We start from the raw sequence: 21590 nt of genomic DNA, 5'->3' as shown, positions 1-21590 counted from the left end.
CAAAGCCTCGGCTTCGGATTACTACGAAGCCGGGGCATTGCTGCGTAAGCGCAGGGGAATAGGCGCCGAGGCGACGGAGGATGATTGTTGATCGCCCCTGCTGCATGCTTGAAAATGCCGCCCCCCCCCGTGGCACCGACCGGGCGTGATTTACGTTGGCTTGATACCTACCTGTGGCGTCCCGATAAAACGTCTTTGGCAAGGTGCCGATTCAGGGTGTCCTCAAGCCCGCTTAGGCTGGTCGGTTTCGACAAGTAGCCATCCATCCCAACGGACAAGCAATGGTCAGCCTCGCCACGCAAAGCATTTGCCGTGATCGCGATGATCGGAATGCGCCGCCCGCCATTTTGCGCCTCTTCCGTGCGGATCATCCGGGTCAGTTCAAACCCGTCCAGTTCTGGCATTTGGCAATCGGTCAGGATCAAGTCGAAACTACCGCGCTTCCACAGCTCATAGGCTTTGGCACCGTCCTCTACCACGACCGCGGTGAAGCCAAGCTTTTCCAGTTGGGCAACCAAAACCAGCCGGTTAATTTTGTTGTCTTCAGCCGCCAGAATGCGTGGGGCGCTTGGATCTTTAGTGCACTTTTGCGCCTCTTCAGTGGTTACACCGCGCGGTTCCTGCGGCACGAATGTGGGATCAAACGCGCGCCTTAGGGCATCTGCAAAGGCGCTGGGCAGAACCGGCCCACCCAACAGAACGATATGTTTTCGTGCGTATTGATCGGACAAATGGTTCTGCGACCGCGTTAGGTATATCGCTTTGGTGTCGGGCGGGAAATCCCACGCATCACGTCCAGTAGGTCCGTTTCCGCCGCTGTTTTCATCGCGATAGCAGACAAGGTAAACGACATCTTCGCTGTGCGACTGAGCGGCAGCGACGAGGTCTTCCTTGGTCTCATAGACCTTGAAGGCACCGTTACAGGTTTCGACAAACTGCTGGAAATGCCCCAAACTCCAGTTCATCCCTTTGTAGCAGGCGATCGTCTTCCCACGCAGGTCTGGTGGGTCTACGCGCCCTTCGGGATCAACGATTGGCATCTGAACCGTGAAGGTTGCGCCTTGCCCCAGTTCGCTTGCCACTTCGATCACGCCACCGAATTTCCCGACAAGTTGCGCGACAATCGCAAGGCCCAGCCCGGAACCGCCGAAATTGCTAACCTTGACCTTTGACGACTGCTCGAACGGATCGAACAGGTTTTCCAGAAAACTGGAGTCGATGCCGATGCCGTCGTCGGCAACGATGATTTCAAGCGCACCGTGTTTTCCAAGTTGCACCACCAATATGGCATGGCCGCATTCATCTTCGGCAGGCCGCTTTGAGAATTTGATGGCGTTGGATAGCAGGTTCAGCGTGATCTGACGCAACCGCCCAGGGTCGCATGTCATGTACTGTGGAAGGTTCGGGTCAGAATAGATCGACAGGCAGACATTGTGCGCCTCGGCGAAGGGCCGCAGTGTGTCTGCGGATTTCTCGAAAACCGACAGGATGTCCGTCTTTTGAAGCGCCAGCTCAAGCTTGCCAGCCTCAATCCGCGACATGTCGAGGATATCTTCGATGATTGTAAGCAGCGCCATAGATGAATCGTGAATGGTTTCAACGATGCGGCATTGTTCGGTCGAAAGATTGCTGTTCTCAAGAATTTCAATCATCCCGACGACCCCGTTCATGGGGGTCCGAATCTCGTGGCTCATTGCTGCAAGGAAATCCGTCTTGGCACGGCTGGCAAGCCGCGCCTTTTTGCGCGACGCTTCCAGCTTCTCTTGGAAATGATGCGCCATGATGCCGAAGGTCGCCATCTCAAGGCTGACAAGCACAAGCACCATTACCAATGTGCCCGGCGCAATGTACTTTTCCGCGACTTCTTCTGAAACCAGAGGCGGCCCAAAATAGTCGTGCCCGAGGATCAATACCGAACTTAGGGAAACCGCGGTCGCGCTTAGTGTCAGGGCAAGCTGTAGGTTTTCACGCCCAATTGCGAAGGTAAGGAACGGCCCGCCGATCAGCACAAGATACATGATTTCAGGATTGGCAGCGGGATGGAGCGTGAAATTTGCCAATGTCACAGCAACGATGCCCGACGACACCCAAATGACTCGCGCCAGCAAAGGTTTGCCAAGCTTTGCAAGCACCATTGCAACAATAGTTCCAAGCAGTGCCGGGGCGATGATGGCCGCGATTAGCAACTCTTCCAGATAGTAGGAAAGGGCAATCCAGCCGAGGCATGACAAAATGATGCCCCAAGACGTGTTTAATATCACCTTTGTCTGGTTGAACGCGCCTGTCTCGCTATCAAATTGATCTTCGGCGTCCAACGTCGCCGACGCCTGAGTACTAGTACGAACCATGAAGTCTGAGTGCGCCCATTTTCACGAACCAAGGGAGAAGCGTCGTGAACAGCTTGGACCGCCCTCGCAACTTGGGTCTTTTTCATTTCACGCTAGAAGACCACATAAATTGGATGAAAAATGGACATACCGATTGCTCAAAAGAATAACTGTACAAGCAATTTCGTATAGGTTGTGTCATTTCGGCGGGATTCCCGCGCTATCTCGGCCGCGCTTCACCTGTTGGGCAAGGGCACATATTAGTGATTCAATGCTTCGATGTGCCTTTGTGCCAGAGACAGCGGACACGCGAATCTGATCGGGCAGGCAAGGTGTGCTGCCGGCATGCCGGTGTGACCAAGGCATGCTTGCGGTCGCTCGAAGAGCCTGAATCTGTTGCTCTTCATTGTGGTGTCCGGTCCGAAATCGCGTCTTTTCCACTTTCAACACTTTGAAATAATGAGTTTTCCAAATTGCCCGTATAGAACCCCAACTTCGCCCGGGTAAAACGCGAGTCTTGCAAGCCTAAAAGCAAACAAAAGGCCGCACTGCGCACCGTTTGAAATCGCTCCAGAAACTGGTCAAGAATTACGTCGCTCACACTATTCCGAATTCTCCGTCGGCAGCCCGATGGAGTTGGATAGCACGGCAACAGGTTGAGCTCATGCAGCTGTTTGAGTTCGGCCTAGGTCAAGCCAAGCCGCTTGTTCAGATCATGCTCGGTGACGTGATCGCTGGTGAAAATCGGAAGCTTGGTCACGAGCTCCGTTTTACGAATACGGATGCCGCTGATGCCATCATCGGCTTCATGCTGACACGAGCCAACCAACTGGTCCGTCAGAATGAGCCGGACGACCTGAGGCGTTGTACATCCATATGCAAAGCACGCTTGATGTATGCTGCAATCGTCTTCTTCGTCAGCCGGGCTGTTGCCAGCAATATGCTCACGGAGCTGACCCGAAAAGCCCTCAATTTCTTTTGGCCGAAATCGCCATTTCTTGTGGGCCGCTTCTGATCGGCCGGAGGAGACCGTCATTTACCAACGCCTCAAATCCTTTGATGCCGATTCCGAGTTGCTTGGCGCTCTTAGTCGAGGCTGAGCTTTTCACGAGATCCAAGATGTGGACCAAGCATTTCTGCATCAGGATCTTGAGTTTCTTATGTCGGGGTTTTCCATTTTCAGGCAGCAGCCCATCACGCACTAAGGCCATTCTGCCCCAGTTTTGGTGTCGTTGCGCTGCTTTGGCAATTGCGAGGGCATTGGCGTCGAAGTATCTTTCAACGCTGACCTTGTCTGACGTTCGACTCGTTTAGGAAAAGACCTCGCCAAATTTTCGATGCGTTAGGCAACTATCATTCGGGCTAGATGCTTAGCTCGGCTTCTCCTCAACTTCGCGCTCCTCTTCAGGAACATTCAAGGTAGACCATGTCGAATCTTGCAGTGGCGCAGGTGGTGTTTCACAAGAGCGGGAATGAATATTAACTTTTGCGATGAAGTTGGCCGAAATTGGGGCTGTCACGAAAAGAAATGCCATGATGAGCAGCTCATGCATCGACGAGCCGCCAATAAGAAAAGAATGGCCGACCGACGCCAAAAGCAGAGCACCAATCCCGACTGTCCCAACTTTTGTAGGTGCATGTAGGCGTGTCATGGAATCGTTGAACTTCAGAAGCCCGAGAACCCCAACCGCGGCAAATCCTGACCCAATCAACAAAAAAAGTGTGACTGCGTATGTTCCAAGAATTTCAACACTCATTCGATTATGTCCCCACGCAATTTGAAACGTGCAAGTGCGACTGTTGACACGAAACCCAACATCGCAATCAGAAGCGAAACCTCAAAATAGATTTGTACGCCCTGATAGATTCCCAAAAGAACAACAAGCCCCAGAGCATTGATAACCATTGTATCCAGTGCCAGTATCCGGTCTCCAGATGTAGGCCCAAGCACCAGTCGGACCATTGACAGGATTTGCCCAAGGGCGAGCGTCACGAACGCGACGAAAATTGCGATATTCATCAACTCCGTAGCGGCTGTCATTGAAATATCTCCATCAGGCGTCGCTCATAGCGAGATTTGATTTCATCTCGGATTGCGTCGGGATCATCGGTATGCAGGACATGCACAAGCAGGCTGTGACCTGCGCTTGATAGATCCGCTGAAACAGTTCCGGGTGTCAAAGTGATTGTTCCGGCAAGCATGGTGATCGCCTCGGGTTGGCGCAGTTCTAGGGGAACCACGATCCAAGCTGGCCTTAGCTTTGAGTTCGGAACAGACAGAACAATCCAAGCGACTTGAATGTTGGCCACCAGAATATCCCACAGCACTATAAAGCTATAGGTAATCATCTTGCCAAGGCGGAAGCCTTTTGGGGTATCTGGCCACCAGATCGCAGTTATTTTTGGAATGATGATCCCCAGGATAACGCCAAAGACGACCATCCCAGCAGAGACTTCGTTTTGCAGAAGCATCCAAACGACAGCAAGCAAGAGCGTCAGAAAGGGATGCGGCAATAGCCAATTACGTGCGCGTGTCACTTCAGTGGTCCCCTTTCGGTTTGCTCAGTTTTCCGGGCGTATCCAGCACTGTGGAAATATATGGTTCTGGTGCGAACAGCTGAGCCGCCATGGTGCTGGTGTACCTGTGAACTTGTCCTGCGAAGACGGTATGGGCCACCAACAACGAAACCAGCCCACCGACTGCGACATAAGACAAGGTCGCGGGAGGTGACATCATTTCGATATCATCTCCTCGCTCAACACTGTGAGCCTTCCAGAACAGGATGCTGCCAGCCCGAGCGAACCCAAGAATACTGATCAAGCTTGATGTCAGAACAATCACCCAGATCCAAACTACCAAATTGCTATCAAACGCAGCGTCGAGCACCAATAGCTTCCCAAGAAAACCAGACAATGGTGGGAGTCCTGCCATCGCAATGGCACCTACAAAAAACAGTGCCGCTGTCAGAGAATTTCCCGCGATAGTCGGTTGTTGCGTGAGCTTGAGGTCGGCACGCCCCGTGCGCACAAGGTCCGAGATCAGGAAAAGCGTGGCCCCTGCCAACGTCGAATGCACAATGTAATACAGCGCTGCCGCGATGCCAGCAGGCGTAAACAGCGAGATTGACACCATCACCATGCCCATCGAGCCGATCACTGAAAAAGCGACAAGCCGGTCCAGCCTTTTAGCCGCGAGAACACCCACCATCCCAAGGGCCAACGAGACCAAGGCCGCGGGCAGCAACCATGTATCATGCAAGCCTGCAGTGACCTCCAATTCTGGAGGGAAGATCATCGTATAAACCCGGATAATTGCGTAGGCCCCAACTTTGGTCATGATCGCAAACAAAGCTGCAACAGGAGCCGGCGCTTCTGCATAGCTGGATGGTAACCAGAAATGCAGTGGCACAATCGCGGCTTTGATCGCAAACACCAGTAGCAACAGAACCGCCGCCACACGAATACCAACGGTTTCTTCCGGCCCGATGAGTGCCACCCGATGGGCCAGATCGGCCATATTGAGCGTGCCGGTTTCGGCGTAAATTGACCCAAGCGCGAAGAGGAAAAGGGTTGAGCCGATAAGGTTGAACAGCACGTATTGTACGCCAGCCCGAAGCCGTGCGTTCCCTCCGGCATGGATCATCAACGCGTAAGAGGCGATCAGAAGCACTTCGAAAAACACGAACAGGTTGAAAAGGTCACCTGTCAGGAACGCCCCCATAATCCCCATTAGCTGGAACTGGAACAAGGCATGGAAATGCCGCCCTCGGTCGTCCCAGCCAGATCCAATGGCGTAAAGAAGAACGAACAGCGCAAGCACGGCCGTCAACAGAACCATCATCGTCGACAATCTGTCGCCGACCAAAACGATGCCAAACGGTGCGGCCCAATCGCCCATCTGGTACAACGTGATTGTCCCGTCAGCCGATTGCAAAGCGAGGCCACAGGCCGCCGCAATCAACGCCAAAACGCCTGCCACAGACAAGACGCGCTGAATCCCAATGTGATACCGCGCCGCGAGAACGATAAAAGGTGCGACCAGAGCAGGTAGAATGATGGGCAATACAATCCAATGGGTCATGACGTGCTCTCCGACCGATCTTCGTCGGGCTCTGGTTGATCATCCACATGGTCATCGTCCGAGCCAAGGAAGGCCCCAAGGCCTATCATAACCACAACCGCCGTCATCCCGAACGATATGACGATGGCCGTCAGGACCAACGCTTGGGGGAGCGGATCAGTGTAGGCATCTATTCCGTCTCGTAGAATTGGCGGTGCCCCGATTGTCAAACCACCAGAAGCGAACAGAAAGACGTTCACTGCATAGGTGAGCAGTGAGATCCCCAAAATCACAGGGAATGTCCGTAGGCGCAGCAAAAGGTAGAGACCACCAGCGGTCAGGATGCCAATGGCAGAAGAAACAAGCAGTTCCATGCTACACGCCCTCCTTTTCGGAAGACGCCAAGCTGGTTGGCAAGTCGTCTCGTGACGGGTCAATGTCCATTGGTTCATCATCGCTGGGCTCTTGGGCAAGCCGTGCAAGACGAGAGAAACTCTCAAGTGACAACATCACGGCACCGACAACTGCAAGGAAAACACCCAGGTCGAACAGTGCAGCAGTGGCCAGCTCGAACTTTTCAAAGGGCGGGATGCGGACATATGTGAAATCGGATGTCAGGAACGGCTTGCTTACAAACCAAGACCCGATGCCCGTTAGACCGGCGATCAAAACACCGGCCCCAATCACCCCGTGATATGGATATCTCAGTCTTGCCGAAGCCCAACCGAACCCGCTCGCCATATACTGCATGACGACACCGATCGAAACGATCAGGCCAGCGATGAATCCTCCGCCGGGTTCGTTATGGCCCCGCAGGAAGATGTAGAAGCCGACCATCAACACAACCGGCATAATGACACGTGTCATCACAACCATCATCATTGGATGCTTGTCGCCAGCCCGTGCCTGATCAGGTTTACGGTTAAGCAATCGTGCGCGCACGGGCCCGCTCAACAATGATTCTGTCAGCGCATAAATCAGCAGGGCTGCGATGCCCAACACGATGATCTCGCCATATGTGTCGAACCCACGAAAATCGACGAGGATCACGTTGACCACATTCGTGCCACCACCACCCTTGTAGGAATTGGCCACATGGAACTCTGAAATAGGCGCGCTGACCGCATCACGTAGAATATAGTGGTAAGATAGCGCGAAGGTTGCGAGCCCTCCGATCACGGCGACCCCTGCGTCACGCACACGGCGCAAGATCGAGCTTTCGATAGGGGTCGTATTGGGTAGAAAATTTAGCGCAAGAAGTAGCAAGATGATCGTCACGACTTCGACCGTAAATTGGGTCATCGCCAAGTCAGGCGCGCTAAAGTATACAAACCCGATCGAGACCATAAGGCCGACAATGCCAATTAGGATCAACGACAGCAGGCGGTTGCGATGCATGAGAACCATGCCAACTGTCGCGGCCACCAGCATCATCCAACCAGCGATGGATACGAAATTCACGGCTTGCAAGGTGCGAGTTGTTGCCCCGACTGTCCCGGTGGTCCATGCGTGATAACCAGCGACGACAAACACAACGGCCCCGATAGCCGCATACCGCGTGAACGCACCATTGTGTAGCGGCAGGATCAATGCACGGGCCAATCGAACCACACCCTCAACGATCGCCTCAAAAATGACCTTGGCTTCCGGGCGCGGTGCTTTGTCCCAAAGGCGCAGCGACGGTTTGAAGATCAGGAGCATTAGCAAGCCACCGACCACGGCTATAAGGGACATGTAAAGCGCCGGAACAAGCCCATGCCAGATCTTGAAATACGCCTTTGGAACCTCTGCGGCGTCACCTAACAAGGATGCCGTGACAAGCTTGACGAACGGTTCAGCCATAAACGGCGCGACCCCGATGAGAACGACGAATACAACCAAAATTGCTGGTGGCAGCCAAAGGCCGGAACCGGGATCATGTGGTTTGGCGGGGTAGTCGTCGCGCACCGGGCCGAAAAACACATGCCCGATAAGGCGGAAACAGTAGGCCGCTGAAAACAGTGATCCAAAGGTTGCCAATGCGGGCACCAACCAGGGGGAGTTGAAAAGCACGGTATGATTGGCTTCTTCCAGCATCATTTCTTTGGACAAAAATCCGTTTAGCAACGGTATCCCTGCCATAGACAAAGCCGCCAAACTCGCGATCACAAAGGTCACGGGCATCAATTTTCGCAAGCCACCCAGCCGCCTGATATCACGCGTATGTGCCTCGTGATCAATGATCCCCGCCGACATGAACAAGGCAGCCTTAAACGTCGCATGGTTGAGGATGTGAAACACAGCCGCCATCGCACCGAAGGCGGTCCCCGTGCCAAGAAGCATGGTGATCAATCCCAAATGGCTGACCGTCGAAAACGCTAGCAACGCCTTCAGGTCGTGCTTGAACAGCGCAATCACCGCCCCCAAGACCATTGTGATCAGTCCCACCGTCATAATGATTGTGAACCATTCTGGGGTGCCAGATAGAACCGGCCACATGCGCGCCATCAAGAAGATTCCCGCCTTCACCATTGTGGCAGAGTGCAGGTAAGCGGAGACAGGCGTAGGGGCCGCCATCGCATGGGGCAGCCAAAAATGAAACGGGAACTGCGCCGACTTTGTAAAGCACCCCAATAGGATCAGAAGAAGTGCTGGAACATAGAGCGGATCGGCCTGGATCGCGTCACGGTTCTGCAGAATGACGCTAAGATCATAACTCCCGACGATTTCGCCCAAGATGAGCATGCCACCGATCATCGCAAGACCGCCCATACCTGTGACCGTCAAAGCCATGCGCGCGCCCTGACGCCCTTCAGGCAAGTGCTTCCAGTAACCAATGAGCAGGAAAGATGATAACGACGTTAATTCCCAAAAAACCAACAAAAGCAATATGTTATTGCTTAAAACAATCCCCACCATTGCGCCCTGAAAAAGCAACAGATAGGTGAAAAATTGCCCCATATTGTCATCGCGGCTCAGATAATGGCGTGCATAAGCGATGATCAGAAGACCAATGCCAAGGATCAGGAGCGCAAAGAAAAAGCCCAGACCGTCCAGCATCAAAGAGAAATTAAGGCCCAGCAATGGCATCCAGTCGACCCGGGCCATCACAACCTCGCCAGCCAGTACCGTTGGCAAGTTAGTCAACAGGCCGACAAATGCCGCCAGTGAGATGGCGAAAGTCACGCCAGCTGTTGCCGCCCGACCAGCGGAGTTCATCAAGCCCGGAAGCAACGCGCCGAGGAACGGCAGAGCTACGATAATGAAGAGGGACACGCATGCTCCTATTCCGATTGAATTTTCGTGTGAACGATTGTCCGGTGTTGCGCCAACAAGCAAGTGCAAGTGACAAATTAATTCAAGAATCTCGCATTTTTTTGGTCAGCGCAATCCGTACCGCATCAGCGCGGAATTCGTCCGTCCGTTTCAGTCCCATAGTTCGTCTCCTTTGTTGCAATAAATGCTATCAAAGGAGCGGCATCAAACCGCGACAGGTCCACTTCGGCTTCCAACAATTCTGGAGCGGAACCTTTCGAGCGTGCAACGTATGATCTGGTTAATGCTACAAATTCTTCATTTTCCGAAAGATCGGAAAGTATCTCGGAAACATCTGCCGCTGTGAGGCGTTCGATTTTCTCTACGACAGCTCCATCGGAAATTTCTTAAAACTGCCTTTCGTACATTGGCTCGAAGCCAAAATACCATGACCGTGAACTTTCTGCTAAGCTGGCAGCATTCATATTCATCACAATTTCAAGTAGTATCGTGGCAATAACCACGTTTCGAATTTTTTCGACGACACTGATGGGCCAAACTCTCTCTTAGGCTACGCCGCCTTTGGTTCCAAAAAACCTGATCACGGACAGCGCGGGATCGCCTATGCGCGCTGAAGAAGACAGCCCGCAAATACCCGACGTAATCATTGTTATCCAGCAGGGCGCTCCCTACCGCCCAACAAAACTGCCTTCTCTTCCTCATCAATGAATACTCATGTGTAGACTTGTGGCCCCGCGCCAAATCCTTTGCTGCCGCCAGATGACGCCGCGCCGCGCGTGGACGTCCTGTCAGGCTCCAAATCATCGAAGTGATCGCGATCACAATGAATGCGCCCGCGGTCAAATTGAGGCCCACCGACTGGCCGCGACCCAGACTCGCCAGCAGCCCCACAAGTAACCCACCAAAAAGGCCCCAGTTGATCCCTGCTCGGGCAAACTTTGTTAGCCGCCGCTTATCTGCGGGACAGCGCGAAAACCCCCATGTCCGGTCAGACGTGCGGTTCTCATAGTAGAACTCGCAGCCGTCATTATCTTTCACAACAGTGACGACGTCGCCATGCTTCATAAAATTCGCAGATGGCACAGAAACTTGGGCAACCTCGTTGTCGGGCGTGCGAAGCTTCGCCTTTAGCGTCCCGCGATTGTCTGCCAGTTCTTGAAGAACGCCAGCGCCTTCGATGTTGTCTTCCAAATACCCCAGCTGCCCATCGTCGCGTTTGTCGATCTGCTGATTGCTACCCTCAAGATCGACAATTACGCCTGTCACTGCCTTCATGATGCTTCCTGCCCTGTTTGTGAAAGTAACTATCGTCGCGATTTTGACTATAGTTATCCAATAGATTCAACAAGCTAAATGACGGTCATGACATAGTTACCCGCTGTACGTCGTCAGGTTTTTTTTGGAGCCAAAGGCGGCGGACACCGAACTCGCAGTGAAAGCCCAGCTTCCGCCGCGTATGTTGAAACGGCGGCACCTTCAGCCCCCTACCTTCACAGTTCACCAGTCCCAGCCAGACATTGAAACTGCCTCGGATGATACCCGAGGCCACTCTTTCGTATCACCCGTCAAAATGACCTATTGAAACGTTTAGGTCATGTCGCGTGACACGCCACAACAACTGTGACGCTCCATTCGACATTACCTACCCACACCCAAAAATCCCTTCTATTTCAAGGCACATCTATCACCTCACCGCAGCCCTTGACCAAAAAAACCGTAAGGACCTACCTCAGCCACATCGCAATCAAAAAACTCACCAGCTTCCACTAAATTCAAACCAATCCCCTGCCACCCGTTGCAGTCAAATAGGTTCACCCTAGGTCTTCGGCGCAAAAGCCGACGTTGACGCATTTTGCAGTGAGTGGCAGCTCCGAGCCCCTAGCACTTGATGCTGCATTGCGCAGGAGTGGTAACGACACGCCGGAAACGGACAGTCTACGTGCTACACCGGGCAGGCAGCACAGTGCAGGAAATGGAACTAATCACATGATGTCTGTATCCCGACCCATTCCTCCCACTGACTGCTGGTCCAAGCGCGGGATGTGAACATTTTTCATCTGCAGCACATGCTGGTCACGGGCGGTCCGGCACTTCGAGTTTCGCGCTCAATGGCCGGACTAATTGTTTGTGGGGTGGCGAGCCGGACGGATCAGGGCTGAGGCGCGGAGCCTTCCCATGCGCGTTGAAGCACCGCACGCAGGGGCATGGCCTCGATAGGACGCGGGTTCCAGTAGGGGTTGGACAGCGCAATATCGCAGGCCCGGTCCAGATCGGATTCGACCACACCCAAATCCCGCAGCGCCATGGGCACCCCGAGCTGCTGCGCCAGCGCATGCAGGCCCTTTGGCCCGTCCTTGGCTCCGATAGCGCGGGCAATGCGCGCCATTGCGTCCGGCGCGGCGGGGCTGTTGTAGGCCAGCGAGTGGGGCAGAACGATGCTGTGGGTTTCGGCGTGGGGCAGGTTAAAACTCCCGCCCAGCGTGTGGCAAAGTTTGTGGTGCAGAGCCATGCCCACATGGCCCAGAACACTGCTGCAGAGCCACGCGCCATACAGGCATTGCGCTCGCGCCTCGGCGTCCTGTGCCCCGGCGCGCAGCGCAGGCAGCCCGGCGGCCAGCGCGCGGATGCCCTCCTCTGCGATCAGCGACATCACCGGATTGCCGTCCTTGGCATATAGCCCCTCGGCCGCATGGGCGATGGCGTTCATCCCGCTGACAAGCGACATGCCCAACGGAAGGGAATAGGTCAGTTCGGGGTCATAGATCACTGATTTGGGCACCACACGCTCGTCTTTACCCGTTGTCTTGATGCCGTTTTCCGTGATGCCGTACACCGGCGTCATCTCGGATCCGGCATAGGTGGTGGGCACCGCGATGATCGGCAGGCCCGAATCGAGCGCAATCGCCTTACCCAACCCGATGGTCGAACCGCCGCCCACCGCCACCGCGCAATCGGCCCCAAGCGCGCGGGCGATCTCGCGCGCTTTGCGGGCACTTTCGATCGGCACATGCATTTCGGCACCGTCATGGATGCCCGCCGAACAGTCGCCCAAAAGCGCGGCCACCTGCTCGGCCTGCTTGGTTTGCTGCGGCGTGCAAAGCACCAGAGCGCGGCTGGCCCCGATGGCGCGAACCTCCTCGGCCACGCTAGCCAGCTTTCCCGCGCCAAAAACCACGCGGGAGGGCAAAGCGGTGTAAGTGAAATTAATCATGGTTCAACCTTTGGTAGGGGCGGTAATCCACCTGATGGCGCGCAATCCGGGATGCGCCGAGCGCGTCTTTGACCCGCAGATGCGCCGGATGGGTCGCATAGGCATCCAGCGCTTCCTGACTGTCGAATTCGGTGTACAGGACAACGTCACAGGCATAGTCCACGCCGCTGTGATCAAAGCCCACTTCCAGATGCAAAAGCCCCGGAATCTCTTCCCGGATTTCCTCGAACCGGGCGCGCAGATGCTCTGCGGCGCGGATGCGTTCTTCGGCGGTGTCGCCGGCCATGTTCCACATGACGATATGCTTGATCATTCTGTCCTCACCAATCTCGTGCCGCGTCCCGGCATGGGACACAGCGCTGTTTTGTCTGACCGCTGTGTCAGAGCACGACTTCACCGCCGCCCTGCTGGGACGAGGCAAACAAGGCTTCGAGGATCAGGTTGATGTTGTGCGCCTGAGTGGCCGGCACGTTGGAGGCCGCCCCCGTGCGCAGCGACTGTTCAAAGGCCGTCGCTTCGCGGTCAAAGTAGACCGGATTGCCGATCTCGGCGATCTCGGGCGAATAGACGGTTTTGCGCACGGCCCAGATCTCGGGGAATGAGTTTTCGTTATACTCGGTCCAGCCCTGCGGCAGCCCGTGTTTTCCAGTGCTATAGATCTTATAGGTCGAGGGCATGGGGCGCGAATGCATTACGCCCTCTGTGCCATAGGCGGTGATGTCCCAGCTTTCGGTCCAGGGCATCGGCTCCCAGGACATAAAGTCCACGGTGATCATCTTGTCATCGTAATTCAGGATCGCCCCGGCGGCGTCTTCACGGGCGTTGTCGGGCATCACGCCGTCAAACTTGGAGATCCGCGCGTTGACTGATTTGGGCATGCCAAAGTGCAAAAGCAGTCGGTCAATGGTGTGGCAGCCGATGACGTAAAAGGCCCCGCCGATGTCGCCCGGCTGGCGCATGTGGTCTGTGTCGGCCTCATTGTGGGAACAACCCGCATGGGCGCGCACCTGCAGGATCTTGCCCAGCTGGCCCTTTTGCAGAACCTCCTGCATTTTGTCGACGGATGGTGCATAACGCCAGCAATAGCCCACCTGAAACAGCTGACCAGTGCGCTCTGCCGCCTCAACAAGCCGGGCGGTGTCGGTAGATCCGCGCCCAGCGGGCTTTTCGCAAAGAACGGCCTTGCCCGCCTCCATGGCCTCGATCGCCCAATCGGCCATGCGATAGCTTTTGGGATGGATCATCACCGCATGGACATTGGGATCTGACAGGATCTCGTCCTTGCTGCGGGCCTCAATCTCCATCGCGTCCACAAAGGCCTGTAGAAGTGGGCTGTCATCATAGGCGCCGAGAACGCGGGCGTTAGCCATGCGTTTGAACGCTTTGACGCGGCCCGAGGTGTGCGGGTGGGTGATCCCCAGGCAGGCAATACCAAGCGGGGTGTCAGAGCCAATGGCGTAGGTCATGTCTTTGTTCTCCCTGTAAAAATCAAACCGAAACGGTTTTGCCGCTGCGCACCGATTCCAGCGCGGCCTCGGCCAGCCGAAGCGCCTGCACCCCGTCGGCGGCGGTGGTGGGCAGCGGAGTGCCACCCGCCAGAGCGGCCACAAAGGCGTCCATCTCGGCTCGGTAGGCGGCGGTGTAGCGTTCGAGGAAAAAGTTCAGCAGCGGCTGCTGCGCATCGGTCATGTAGGCGGTGGTCAGCCGCATGGTGGTGGGGCGCAGGTTGTCATGCGACAGCATGCCGGTTTCGCCCAGAACCTCGATCCGCTGGTCATAGCCATATACCGCCTCACGGCAGTTGTTGATGTGGGCCTGTTTGCCGCTTGCGGTTTGCAGGATCACCATCGCGGTGTCGTAATCGTCATAGCGTTCAACCAGCGCCGGATCGACCACGCGCGAGGCCATGGCGGTGACGCTGACCGGCTCTTCGCCCAGCAGCCAGCGGGCCATATCCAGATCGTGGATCGTCATGTCCCGGAACAACCCACCAGAGGATTTCACATAGCCTTCGGGCGGCATTCCCGGATCACGGCTTGAGATCACCACCTGCCGCACCGCGCCGATCTTGCCCGCGTCAATGGCGCGGCGCACCTCGGCAAAGGTGGGATCAAAGCGGCGATTGAAGGCCAGCATCACGCGGCCCTTCAACGCCTCGACCTTTGCTGCGGCCTCGGCGCTTTTGCCAATGTCCAGATCAATTGGCTTTTCGCACAAGACCGCCTTGCCCAGCTCGACCGCGCGCGTCAGCAGACCAATGTGGGTGTCCGTGGGCGTGCCGATCACCACGGCGTCCACGTCATCGCGCGCAATGGCGGCCATCGGGTCTGTCATCGCCTCCGCCCCATGCTGGGCGGCCAGCGGCCCGCAGGCCTCGGCAAAGGGGTCTGCCACGGCAATTAGGCGGGCATCAGGGTTGGTGGCTGCGTTGACCGCATGGATCTTACCAATGCGGCCAGCGCCAAGAACGGCAATTCCGATCATGTGTTTGGTCCTTTTGGGGCGTCAGTCGGCCGGTAGGGTCACGGCATCAAACTGGCGCAAAGTGGTGTCATAGGCATGGGTGGCCGCCATCTGTAGCGGAAGGTGGCGGTGGTGGGCCGAGATCAGCTCGACCCCCCAATAGCTGCGGTAGCCCTGATCCAGCATCGCCTGAATCTGGCCCGCGATATCAATTGCGCCCTCTCCGCAGGGGCGGCGGTAATGGGTGGAATCGTTGAACAGATCGCCGATAACCTCGGGGCCGGCATCGTCCAGCTCGGCGGCGCGCAGAAATTCTGTGGGGATCTTGCGGATGTCTTCGGCGCTCATCCCGCCGCGTTGAACGTGCCAAGTGTCCACCAAAAGCCCGCCATTGCTCACGCCCAGATCGCGGAACAGATCCAGCCCACGCTCGATGGTGTTGATGGAGGCAAAGGGCAGAAACTCGATCACGATGTCGATGCCCAACGGCTTTGCCGCCTCGCAGATGTCAAACAGCGCCGCGCGCATCGCACCTGTGTCCGGCGCTTTGGTCTCAAAGACGCCGCCGCCCAGCTTGATCTTGCCCACCCCAAGCGCGTCGCTGATCTCGAGCATACGGGCATACATCCTGTTCGAGGCCGCTCGCCGTTCGCCCGTCAGGTGCCAGTCCAAAAGGAACTCAAGCTCCACGTGGCGAATGTTGTTGTCCGCAAAGATATGCCGCACACCAGACAGGCCGTAGCGGTCGATCGAAGCCTCCATATCGTCCATGACAAAGCCCATGCCCCGCCATCCGGTGCGCCCGCAGATCTCGGCCCGTTCGGTCAGGGGAAACGGGCTAATCTCGGACGGCGCGCCGGGATAGGTATTGCCCGCCACAGTCCAGTAAGAGGCGCAAAGCTCGATATCGGTGATGTTCATTGGGGGTCCCTTGGGGATGTAGGCTGGGGTTTCGGTGCCAGCACGAAGTTCCAGTCCGTCAACAGAAACGGGTTCGGCAGACCGTATTGCGCAGCCATCGCGGGATCGTCTACGGTGTGAAATTCGGCCACAAGATCCTTCTTGACGCCAAAAACCGTGTCTTCCTTCAGGTAGGGGCAATCGGGCGTGAAGATATGGGTGATGATCTCGTCATAGCCCTCTGCCGTCACAATGAAATGCATATGGGCAGCGCGGTTGGGGTGACGGTCCAGATCGCCCAGCAGCTTGCCCACCGGCCCGTCATCAGGGATCGGATAAAAGCGCGGCTTGACCGTCTGGAACCAGTAGTCCCCGTTGGCATCCGAGGTGAAGACGCCGCGCAGGTTGTATTCGGGCTGCTCTTCTTTCTGCTGAACGTCGTAGAACCCGTCATCATTGGTCTGCCAAACGTCGATCCGCGCGCCTGCGACCGGGTTGCCATCCACATCCGTGACGCGCCCGCGCACCAATGTTGGCTCGCCCTTGTGATCAAGGCAGATGTTCGCGCCGTTGGGGTACTCCGGTGCTCCTTCGATATAGAATGGCCCGAGAATGGTGTTGGGCGTCGCGCCTGACGGACGGCGGTGGTTGATCGCATCCACCAGCATGGTCACGCCCAGCACATCGGAAAGCAGGATATATTCCTGCCGCCAGTCGCTGCACATCTGGCCCGTCTCGGTCAGAAAGCGGATCGCGGCGAACCATTCCTCATGCGTGGGCTCGATCTCCTTCACTGCATTGTGCAAGTGCTTGGTCAGCACGCTCAGCACCTCTTTCAACCGCGGATCTGCGGCGTCACCGATACGGGAGTTGACCACCTCGGAGGAGCGTTCCTCTTCGAAATAGCCGCCGTCAAAGCTGTCGTCTGTGGTCTGCAACATGGCCTTTTCCTATGCGTGGTGGCGCGCGCCACAATTGAAACTGTAGGATCCGCGCCGGGAGGAGGGAGGGCGGCGCGGATCCCTTGGGCACAGGCTTCGGATCAGAAGCTCTGCTGGCCGGTGGCCTTTTCGATCAGCTTGTCGATGGAAACCGCGAGCACCAGCAGCAGACCGGTGACGATTAGACGGATCTCGTTCTCGACCCCCATAAGGTTCAGACCGTTACTGACGGTGCCGATGACCAGCGCCCCTAGAAGCGCCGCATGAATCGAACCGCGTCCGCCGAACAGGCTGACCCCGCCGATCACTGCCGCTGCGATGGATTCTAACAGCAGCGTGCCACCGCCTACACCGCCGCCGGAAAAGACGCCCACACCCAGGGTCCGCGAGGCGGCGATCACACCGGCGAGCGCCGCAACACCGCCCGCGATGGCAAAGGCCGCCATCTTGATCTGGTGAACCTTGATCCCGGAACGGCGCGCCGCTTCGTCATTGTTGCCAACAGCATAGAGATACAGCCCAAACTGCGTCTGCTTGAGCACATAACCGCCAAGCCCCAGCAGGATGCCAAAGATCAAAACGATCAGCGGAATACCCTTATGCGCCGAAAGGATCGACACCACGATCAGACCAAAAACCGCCGCAGCCGCAACCGGCAAAATCACCGCGCGCATCATGGGCGTCTCAAGCCCGGCCTTGGTGCGGCTTGTCGCCTCGGACAGGACCAGCGTGGCAAAGGCCAGAACTCCAATTGCCAGAACCAGCCAGGCTCCATTGCCGCTGATGTTGATCAGGGCGATCTTCTCAAGGCCGGTGCCATTGAGGCTATAACGTGCGGTTGCCGGCAGCAGGATCAGTTGCAATCCGTTGAGCGCAAGGCCAAGGCCCAGCGTAACCACAAAGGACGGCACACCCACATACGTGACCCACCGCGCCGACAGGCTGCCGATCAGCGCGCCAAGCAAAATGGCCAGAGGCACGGCGACCCAAGGGTTTACCCCGGCCTCCACGATGATCTTGGCCATAAAGACGGATGTGACGCCATTGATCGCGGCCACCGAGAGGTCAATTTCCTTGACCAGCAGCACAAACATGATGCCAAGCGCCATGATGCCAACCACGGTGCTTTGCACCAGAAGGTTGGACAGGTTGCGTGCGGTCAGGAAGACGTCGCTTTGCGTGGCGAAAAAGATCCACAGCGCCACAAGGCCGATGACGATGGGAAGGGCGCGCAGATCGCGGGCCAGAAGTTCGCCGATGCTGCGGCGGCGCACCAGAGGCGGCGCGGATGTGATGGCTTCTGCCATGGGGAATTCCTTCGATTTGTGCCGCGGTCACCCCGCGAGATTGACGCCTTCGTTGCCACCGACCATGGCGTTGACGACCTGTTCGCCCGTCACATCGCCGGTGCGGAAGCTGGCGGCATTGGCACCAAGACGCATGACCTCAATGCGGTCGGTGGCGTTGACGACGAAATTGTGGATGTCGTGGCTGACCACCACGATACCTAGGCCCTGATCGGCCAGCCTGCGGATCAGATCGCCCACCTGCTCGGCGGCCGAATGGCTAAGCGCAGCAGTAGGTTCATCCAAGATCACCACCTTGGGCGTCCACAAGATGGAGCGCGCAATGGCGATGTTCTGACGTTGCCCGCCCGACATGGCCCCCACGGGGCGGGTCAGGGACAGGTTGCCAAGGCGCATACGGGACAGAACCTCGCGGGCCTTGACCTCGCACTCAGCCCGTTTGATCCGACGGCCAAACAGGCCCGATCCGGTCAGTTCGCGGCCCAGAAACAGGTTCTGCACAGCGTCAAGGTTCGAGCACAGGGCCAGATCCTGATAAACCGTCTGGATGCCAAGCGCATTGGCATCGGTGGGTGAGTTAATTTTGACCGGCTTGCCTTCAAAGTCATACTCGCCCGAGGTGGCCATATGGGCGCCCGCCATGACCTTGACCATGGTGGACTTGCCCGCGCCATTGTCCCCCACAAGGGCCACAACCTCGCCTGCATGGACATCCAAAGACGCCCCTCTCAGCGCGTGCAGCGAACCGAATTTTTTGTGGATGTTACGCATCGAGATCAGCGGCGCAGCGCCCTGCGCCTGGACATGCCTCTCCCGACCGACACTCATGTCCGTCATGATGGGTCCTCCCATGTGTGGTGGTGCAGACGGCGGATCGCGCCGCCTGCGGTCTTGATTTATTGGTTCTGCTGGCAAATGGCGGTGTCTTCGACACCCTGGCAGATCTCGCCCCAGGTCCAGACACCGGCCGTGACAACGTCGCTCAGGCTGTCAGCCGTGATGTTGCTGACAGGCAGGAAGACCGCTGGAACGTCCATGAACTCGTTGTTCACCTTGCCGTTGATCAGGCTGGCGGGCACGCCCTCTCCGCTTAGGATCGAGGCAGCCACGTCTGCAGCGGCATTTGCCTCAAGGCGCAGATCCTTCAGGACCGAGTTGTCCTGCCAGCCCTGCGCGATGTAACGCAGCGCCTCGACTGTGGCATCCTGACCGCCGGTGACGATCTTGTCACCCGGAGCATAGCCCTGACTGATCAGAGCCGCGACTGAGCCGCCGGTGGTGCCATCGTTCATGCCAAGAAACACGTCCACATCGCCGCCGTTGCGGGTCAGACAGTCTTCGGCAAAGGTTTGTGCAAGGGTCGGATCCCAGTTCTGGGTGTATTGGTCACAGACGATTTCAACCTTGCCCTGCTCAACCAGCGGCATCAGGAATTCGTCCTGCCCTTTTTCATATTGGCCGGTGCCGTATTCGCCTTGGTTGCCCTTAACGCGTGCGACCTTCACCGGGGTCTTTTCCAGACCTTTGATCAGCTCAGCGGCGCGGCGGCCCTGTGCCTGCCCAACCGAAAGAGAGTCAAACACCACATGCGCCTCTGCCTTGCCGCCAATGGCGTCGTGGTCATACAGTACAACGGGCACGTCATCGGCCTGCGCGGCAGCCAAACCGCCGGCCACAAGGTTTGCATCCGCCGAGGTCAGCAGGATCAAATCCGCGCCCTGAGCAATCGCATCTTCGATCTGGCGTTGCTGCTGTTGAGGATCGCCCTGTGCGTTCTGCACGGTCACAACCGCATCCGGCGCGCGCTCTTTCAGCGCCTCGACAAAGAACGGCGCATCGCGGCTTTCAAAGCGGATGGTTGTGGTGTTCGGCAGCAGGAAGAACACCTTGCCTGCTTCGGTAGCCGCTGCAGGGCCGGCAAGCCCGCTCGACGAAAGGATGGCCAGAGCCAGTGCTTTTTTCATATCCATTCTCCTCCCAGAGAGTTTTGAGGGCTGATCTCCATCATGTGCCCCGCTGTTTGGAGGCACGCCTTCAGCCTAGTGATGGTGGTAACAGTTTCCCGAAACGGGATTAACAACCGAGTCCGGGAAACATTCTTGCAGATTTTGCAAAAAGCGTAGCTCATGCCGTCCACCTCTCTTCAAGGCCCAGCTCGCGAAACGTCTGCACTAGATGGTCGATGAACAGCCGCGTTCGCAGCGGCACGAAATACTTGCTGGGATAGGCGATGTTCATGGTCAGGCGCGGCAGATCCCAATCGTCCAGAACCCGCACCAGTCGGCCTGCCTCCAGATCGCTTTGCAGGATGTAGGTGGGCTGCGCCACAATCCCCAGCCCCTTGCGCGCGGCCTCGCAGATCAGCTGACCGTCGTTCATGTTCAGCGTGCCGGATACGGCGATTTTGGCGCTTTGGGTGCCTTTGGTGAACTGCAGATCGTTCCAATTGTCGGCCAGCGTATAAAGGATCATGTCGTGCGACAGCAGATCCTCGGGCCGCTGCGGCACGCCGCGCTGTGCCAGATAGGCCGGCGAGGCCGCCAGAAGGCGGCGCGTTTCGGCCAGCCTGCGGATAGTGATCGAACTGTCCGCCTCGACCCGGCGCAGGCGGATCGCCAGATCCAGCCCGTTTTCGATGATGTCATAATAGCGGTTGGACGAGACGATCTCGACCGCCAGCTGAGGATACCGCTGCCGGAACTCGGCCACGGCGGGCATCAGATGCAGAAGGGAAAACGACAAAGAAGCCCCGATCCGCAGACGCCCCGTGGGCTCGTGCGAGCCAAGGCGAATGTTGGCTTCGGCCTCTTCCCAGATGGACAGCAGATCACGCGCCTGACCATAAAGGCGTTCTCCCTCGTCGGTCAGGCTGAGCTGACGGGTGGAGCGCTGGATGAGACGCACGCCAAGACGGCTTTCCAGATTAGTCAACTGGCGGCTCACGCCCGAGGTCGAGCTGTTGAGCACCTCGGCGGCACGGGTCATGCTGCGTTCTTCGGCGATCTTCACAAATATCTGAAATTCCGCCCAGCGATCCATCGCTCACCCTCCGTTGGAGGGCTGTTAGATCAACGCCACTGGCCACCAGCAAGCGATCCACGCTGGAGGCTTTCACAAAACGTCAAA

19 protein-coding genes are annotated in these 21590 nt (G+C 57.0%); 1 reads left to right on the top strand and 18 read right to left on the bottom strand.

Going from position 1 to position 21590, the window contains the following annotated elements; genetic code table 11:
• Positions 1–167: 167 nt before the first annotated feature.
• Positions 168–2348: an ATP-binding protein gene (locus COL8621_RS02065; protein WP_093965673.1), complete on the bottom strand. Its 2181-nt coding sequence runs from the start codon at positions 2346–2348 to the stop codon at positions 168–170.
• Between the two features lie 643 nt (positions 2349–2991).
• Between COL8621_RS02065 and COL8621_RS02060 the strand changes: the two genes are divergently transcribed.
• A complete protein-coding gene (locus COL8621_RS02060; RefSeq protein WP_093965672.1) occupies positions 2992–3342 on the top strand; it encodes a hypothetical protein in 351 nt (116 codons plus the stop codon).
• 355 nt (positions 3343–3697) lie between these two features.
• Here the strand turns inward: COL8621_RS02060 and COL8621_RS02055 are convergent, their stop codons facing one another.
• The 17 genes from COL8621_RS02055 to COL8621_RS01975 form a co-directional block, all read right to left on the bottom strand.
• Positions 3698–4084: a cation:proton antiporter gene (locus COL8621_RS02055; RefSeq protein ID WP_093965671.1), complete on the bottom strand. Its 387-nt coding sequence runs from the start codon at positions 4082–4084 to the stop codon at positions 3698–3700.
• Positions 4081–4368: a K+/H+ antiporter subunit F gene (locus tag COL8621_RS02050; protein WP_093965670.1), complete on the bottom strand. Its 288-nt coding sequence runs from the start codon at positions 4366–4368 to the stop codon at positions 4081–4083. Before COL8621_RS02050 ends, COL8621_RS02055 begins: the two co-directional genes overlap by 4 nt.
• Positions 4365–4865, bottom strand: coding sequence for a Na+/H+ antiporter subunit E (locus tag COL8621_RS02045; RefSeq protein ID WP_093965669.1), 501 nt, complete (start codon positions 4863–4865; stop codon positions 4365–4367). The genes COL8621_RS02050 and COL8621_RS02045 overlap by 4 nt, the downstream gene beginning before the upstream one ends.
• Position 4866: 1 nt before the next feature.
• Complete coding sequence (locus COL8621_RS02040; protein WP_093965668.1) at positions 4867–6408, bottom strand: monovalent cation/H+ antiporter subunit D; 1542 nt, start codon at positions 6406–6408, stop codon at positions 4867–4869.
• The gene (locus COL8621_RS02035) at positions 6405–6761 is read right to left on the bottom strand and encodes a Na+/H+ antiporter subunit C (RefSeq protein ID WP_093965667.1); all 357 of its coding nucleotides are present in this window, start codon (positions 6759–6761) and stop codon (positions 6405–6407) included. The genes COL8621_RS02040 and COL8621_RS02035 overlap by 4 nt, the downstream gene beginning before the upstream one ends.
• A 1-nt stretch (position 6762) precedes the next feature.
• On the bottom strand, positions 6763–9642 hold the full coding sequence (locus COL8621_RS02030) for a monovalent cation/H+ antiporter subunit A (protein ID WP_093965666.1): 2880 nt from the start codon (positions 9640–9642) through the stop codon (positions 6763–6765).
• A 477-nt stretch (positions 9643–10119) separates the two neighbouring features.
• A complete protein-coding gene (locus tag COL8621_RS02025; protein WP_093965665.1) occupies positions 10120–10917 on the bottom strand; it encodes a hypothetical protein in 798 nt (265 codons plus the stop codon).
• A gap of 874 nt (positions 10918–11791) precedes the next feature.
• Positions 11792–12853 carry a maleylacetate reductase gene (locus COL8621_RS02020; RefSeq protein ID WP_093965664.1) on the bottom strand — a complete coding sequence of 354 codons (1062 nt, stop codon included), beginning with the start codon at positions 12851–12853 and terminating at the stop codon, positions 11792–11794.
• Complete coding sequence (locus COL8621_RS02015; protein WP_093965663.1) at positions 12846–13166, bottom strand: Dabb family protein; 321 nt, start codon at positions 13164–13166, stop codon at positions 12846–12848. Before COL8621_RS02015 ends, COL8621_RS02020 begins: the two co-directional genes overlap by 8 nt.
• A 67-nt stretch (positions 13167–13233) precedes the next feature.
• A complete protein-coding gene (locus COL8621_RS02010; RefSeq protein WP_093965662.1) occupies positions 13234–14319 on the bottom strand; it encodes a Gfo/Idh/MocA family protein in 1086 nt (361 codons plus the stop codon).
• A gap of 22 nt (positions 14320–14341) precedes the next feature.
• Positions 14342–15337 carry an inositol 2-dehydrogenase gene (gene iolG / locus COL8621_RS02005; protein WP_093965661.1) on the bottom strand — a complete coding sequence of 332 codons (996 nt, stop codon included), beginning with the start codon at positions 15335–15337 and terminating at the stop codon, positions 14342–14344.
• 21 nt (positions 15338–15358) lie between these two features.
• On the bottom strand, positions 15359–16237 hold the full coding sequence (locus COL8621_RS02000) for a sugar phosphate isomerase/epimerase family protein (protein WP_093965660.1): 879 nt from the start codon (positions 16235–16237) through the stop codon (positions 15359–15361).
• Positions 16234–17157, bottom strand: a complete 924-nt coding sequence (locus tag COL8621_RS01995) for an intradiol ring-cleavage dioxygenase (protein WP_093965659.1) — start codon at positions 17155–17157, stop codon at positions 16234–16236. The genes COL8621_RS02000 and COL8621_RS01995 overlap by 4 nt, the downstream gene beginning before the upstream one ends.
• Positions 17158–17258: 101 nt before the next feature.
• A complete protein-coding gene (locus COL8621_RS01990; RefSeq protein WP_093965658.1) occupies positions 17259–18464 on the bottom strand; it encodes a sugar ABC transporter permease in 1206 nt (401 codons plus the stop codon).
• Between the two features lie 27 nt (positions 18465–18491).
• Positions 18492–19301, bottom strand: coding sequence for an ATP-binding cassette domain-containing protein (locus tag COL8621_RS01985; RefSeq protein WP_235823699.1), 810 nt, complete (start codon positions 19299–19301; stop codon positions 18492–18494).
• Between the two features lie 59 nt (positions 19302–19360).
• Entirely contained in the window at positions 19361–20428 is a 1068-nt protein-coding gene (locus tag COL8621_RS01980; protein ID WP_235823696.1) for an ABC transporter substrate-binding protein, read from the bottom strand.
• Between the two features lie 160 nt (positions 20429–20588).
• Positions 20589–21503: a LysR family transcriptional regulator gene (locus tag COL8621_RS01975; protein WP_093965655.1), complete on the bottom strand. Its 915-nt coding sequence runs from the start codon at positions 21501–21503 to the stop codon at positions 20589–20591.
• Between the last annotated feature and the right edge of the window lie 87 nt (positions 21504–21590).

Origin of the sequence: Actibacterium lipolyticum (genome assembly GCF_900184935.1) — a bacterium.
In the GTDB taxonomy this organism is placed as follows: domain Bacteria; phylum Pseudomonadota; class Alphaproteobacteria; order Rhodobacterales; family Rhodobacteraceae; genus Actibacterium_A; species Actibacterium_A lipolyticum.
This window is presented reverse-complemented; position numbering and strand designations above follow the sequence as displayed.

Excerpts from the sequence above, each read along its gene's own strand:
- COL8621_RS02040 (WP_093965668.1), bottom strand. The coding sequence starts at position 6,408 with ATGACCCATTGGATTGTATTGCCCATCATTCTACCTGCTCTGGTCGCA.
- COL8621_RS02055 (WP_093965671.1), bottom strand. The coding sequence starts at position 4,084 with ATGAGTGTTGAAATTCTTGGAACATACGCAGTCACACTTTTTTTGTTG.
- COL8621_RS02050 (WP_093965670.1), bottom strand. The coding sequence starts at position 4,368 with ATGACAGCCGCTACGGAGTTGATGAATATCGCAATTTTCGTCGCGTTC.
- COL8621_RS02060 (WP_093965672.1), top strand. The coding sequence starts at position 2,992 with ATGCAGCTGTTTGAGTTCGGCCTAGGTCAAGCCAAGCCGCTTGTTCAG.
- COL8621_RS02035 (WP_093965667.1), bottom strand. The coding sequence starts at position 6,761 with ATGGAACTGCTTGTTTCTTCTGCCATTGGCATCCTGACCGCTGGTGGT.
- COL8621_RS01995 (WP_093965659.1), bottom strand. The coding sequence starts at position 17,157 with ATGTTGCAGACCACAGACGACAGCTTTGACGGCGGCTATTTCGAAGAG.
- COL8621_RS02065 (WP_093965673.1), bottom strand. The coding sequence starts at position 2,348 with ATGGTTCGTACTAGTACTCAGGCGTCGGCGACGTTGGACGCCGAAGAT.
- COL8621_RS01980 (WP_235823696.1), bottom strand. The coding sequence starts at position 20,428 with ATGAAAAAAGCACTGGCTCTGGCCATCCTTTCGTCGAGCGGGCTTGCC.
- COL8621_RS02025 (WP_093965665.1), bottom strand. The coding sequence starts at position 10,917 with ATGAAGGCAGTGACAGGCGTAATTGTCGATCTTGAGGGTAGCAATCAG.
- iolG (WP_093965661.1), bottom strand. The coding sequence starts at position 15,337 with ATGATCGGAATTGCCGTTCTTGGCGCTGGCCGCATTGGTAAGATCCAT.
- COL8621_RS01990 (WP_093965658.1), bottom strand. The coding sequence starts at position 18,464 with ATGGCAGAAGCCATCACATCCGCGCCGCCTCTGGTGCGCCGCCGCAGC.
- COL8621_RS01975 (WP_093965655.1), bottom strand. The coding sequence starts at position 21,503 with ATGGATCGCTGGGCGGAATTTCAGATATTTGTGAAGATCGCCGAAGAA.
- COL8621_RS02020 (WP_093965664.1), bottom strand. The coding sequence starts at position 12,853 with ATGATTAATTTCACTTACACCGCTTTGCCCTCCCGCGTGGTTTTTGGC.
- COL8621_RS02000 (WP_093965660.1), bottom strand. The coding sequence starts at position 16,237 with ATGAACATCACCGATATCGAGCTTTGCGCCTCTTACTGGACTGTGGCG.
- COL8621_RS02010 (WP_093965662.1), bottom strand. The coding sequence starts at position 14,319 with ATGACCTACGCCATTGGCTCTGACACCCCGCTTGGTATTGCCTGCCTG.
- COL8621_RS02015 (WP_093965663.1), bottom strand. The coding sequence starts at position 13,166 with ATGATCAAGCATATCGTCATGTGGAACATGGCCGGCGACACCGCCGAA.
- COL8621_RS01985 (WP_235823699.1), bottom strand. The coding sequence starts at position 19,301 with ATGACGGACATGAGTGTCGGTCGGGAGAGGCATGTCCAGGCGCAGGGC.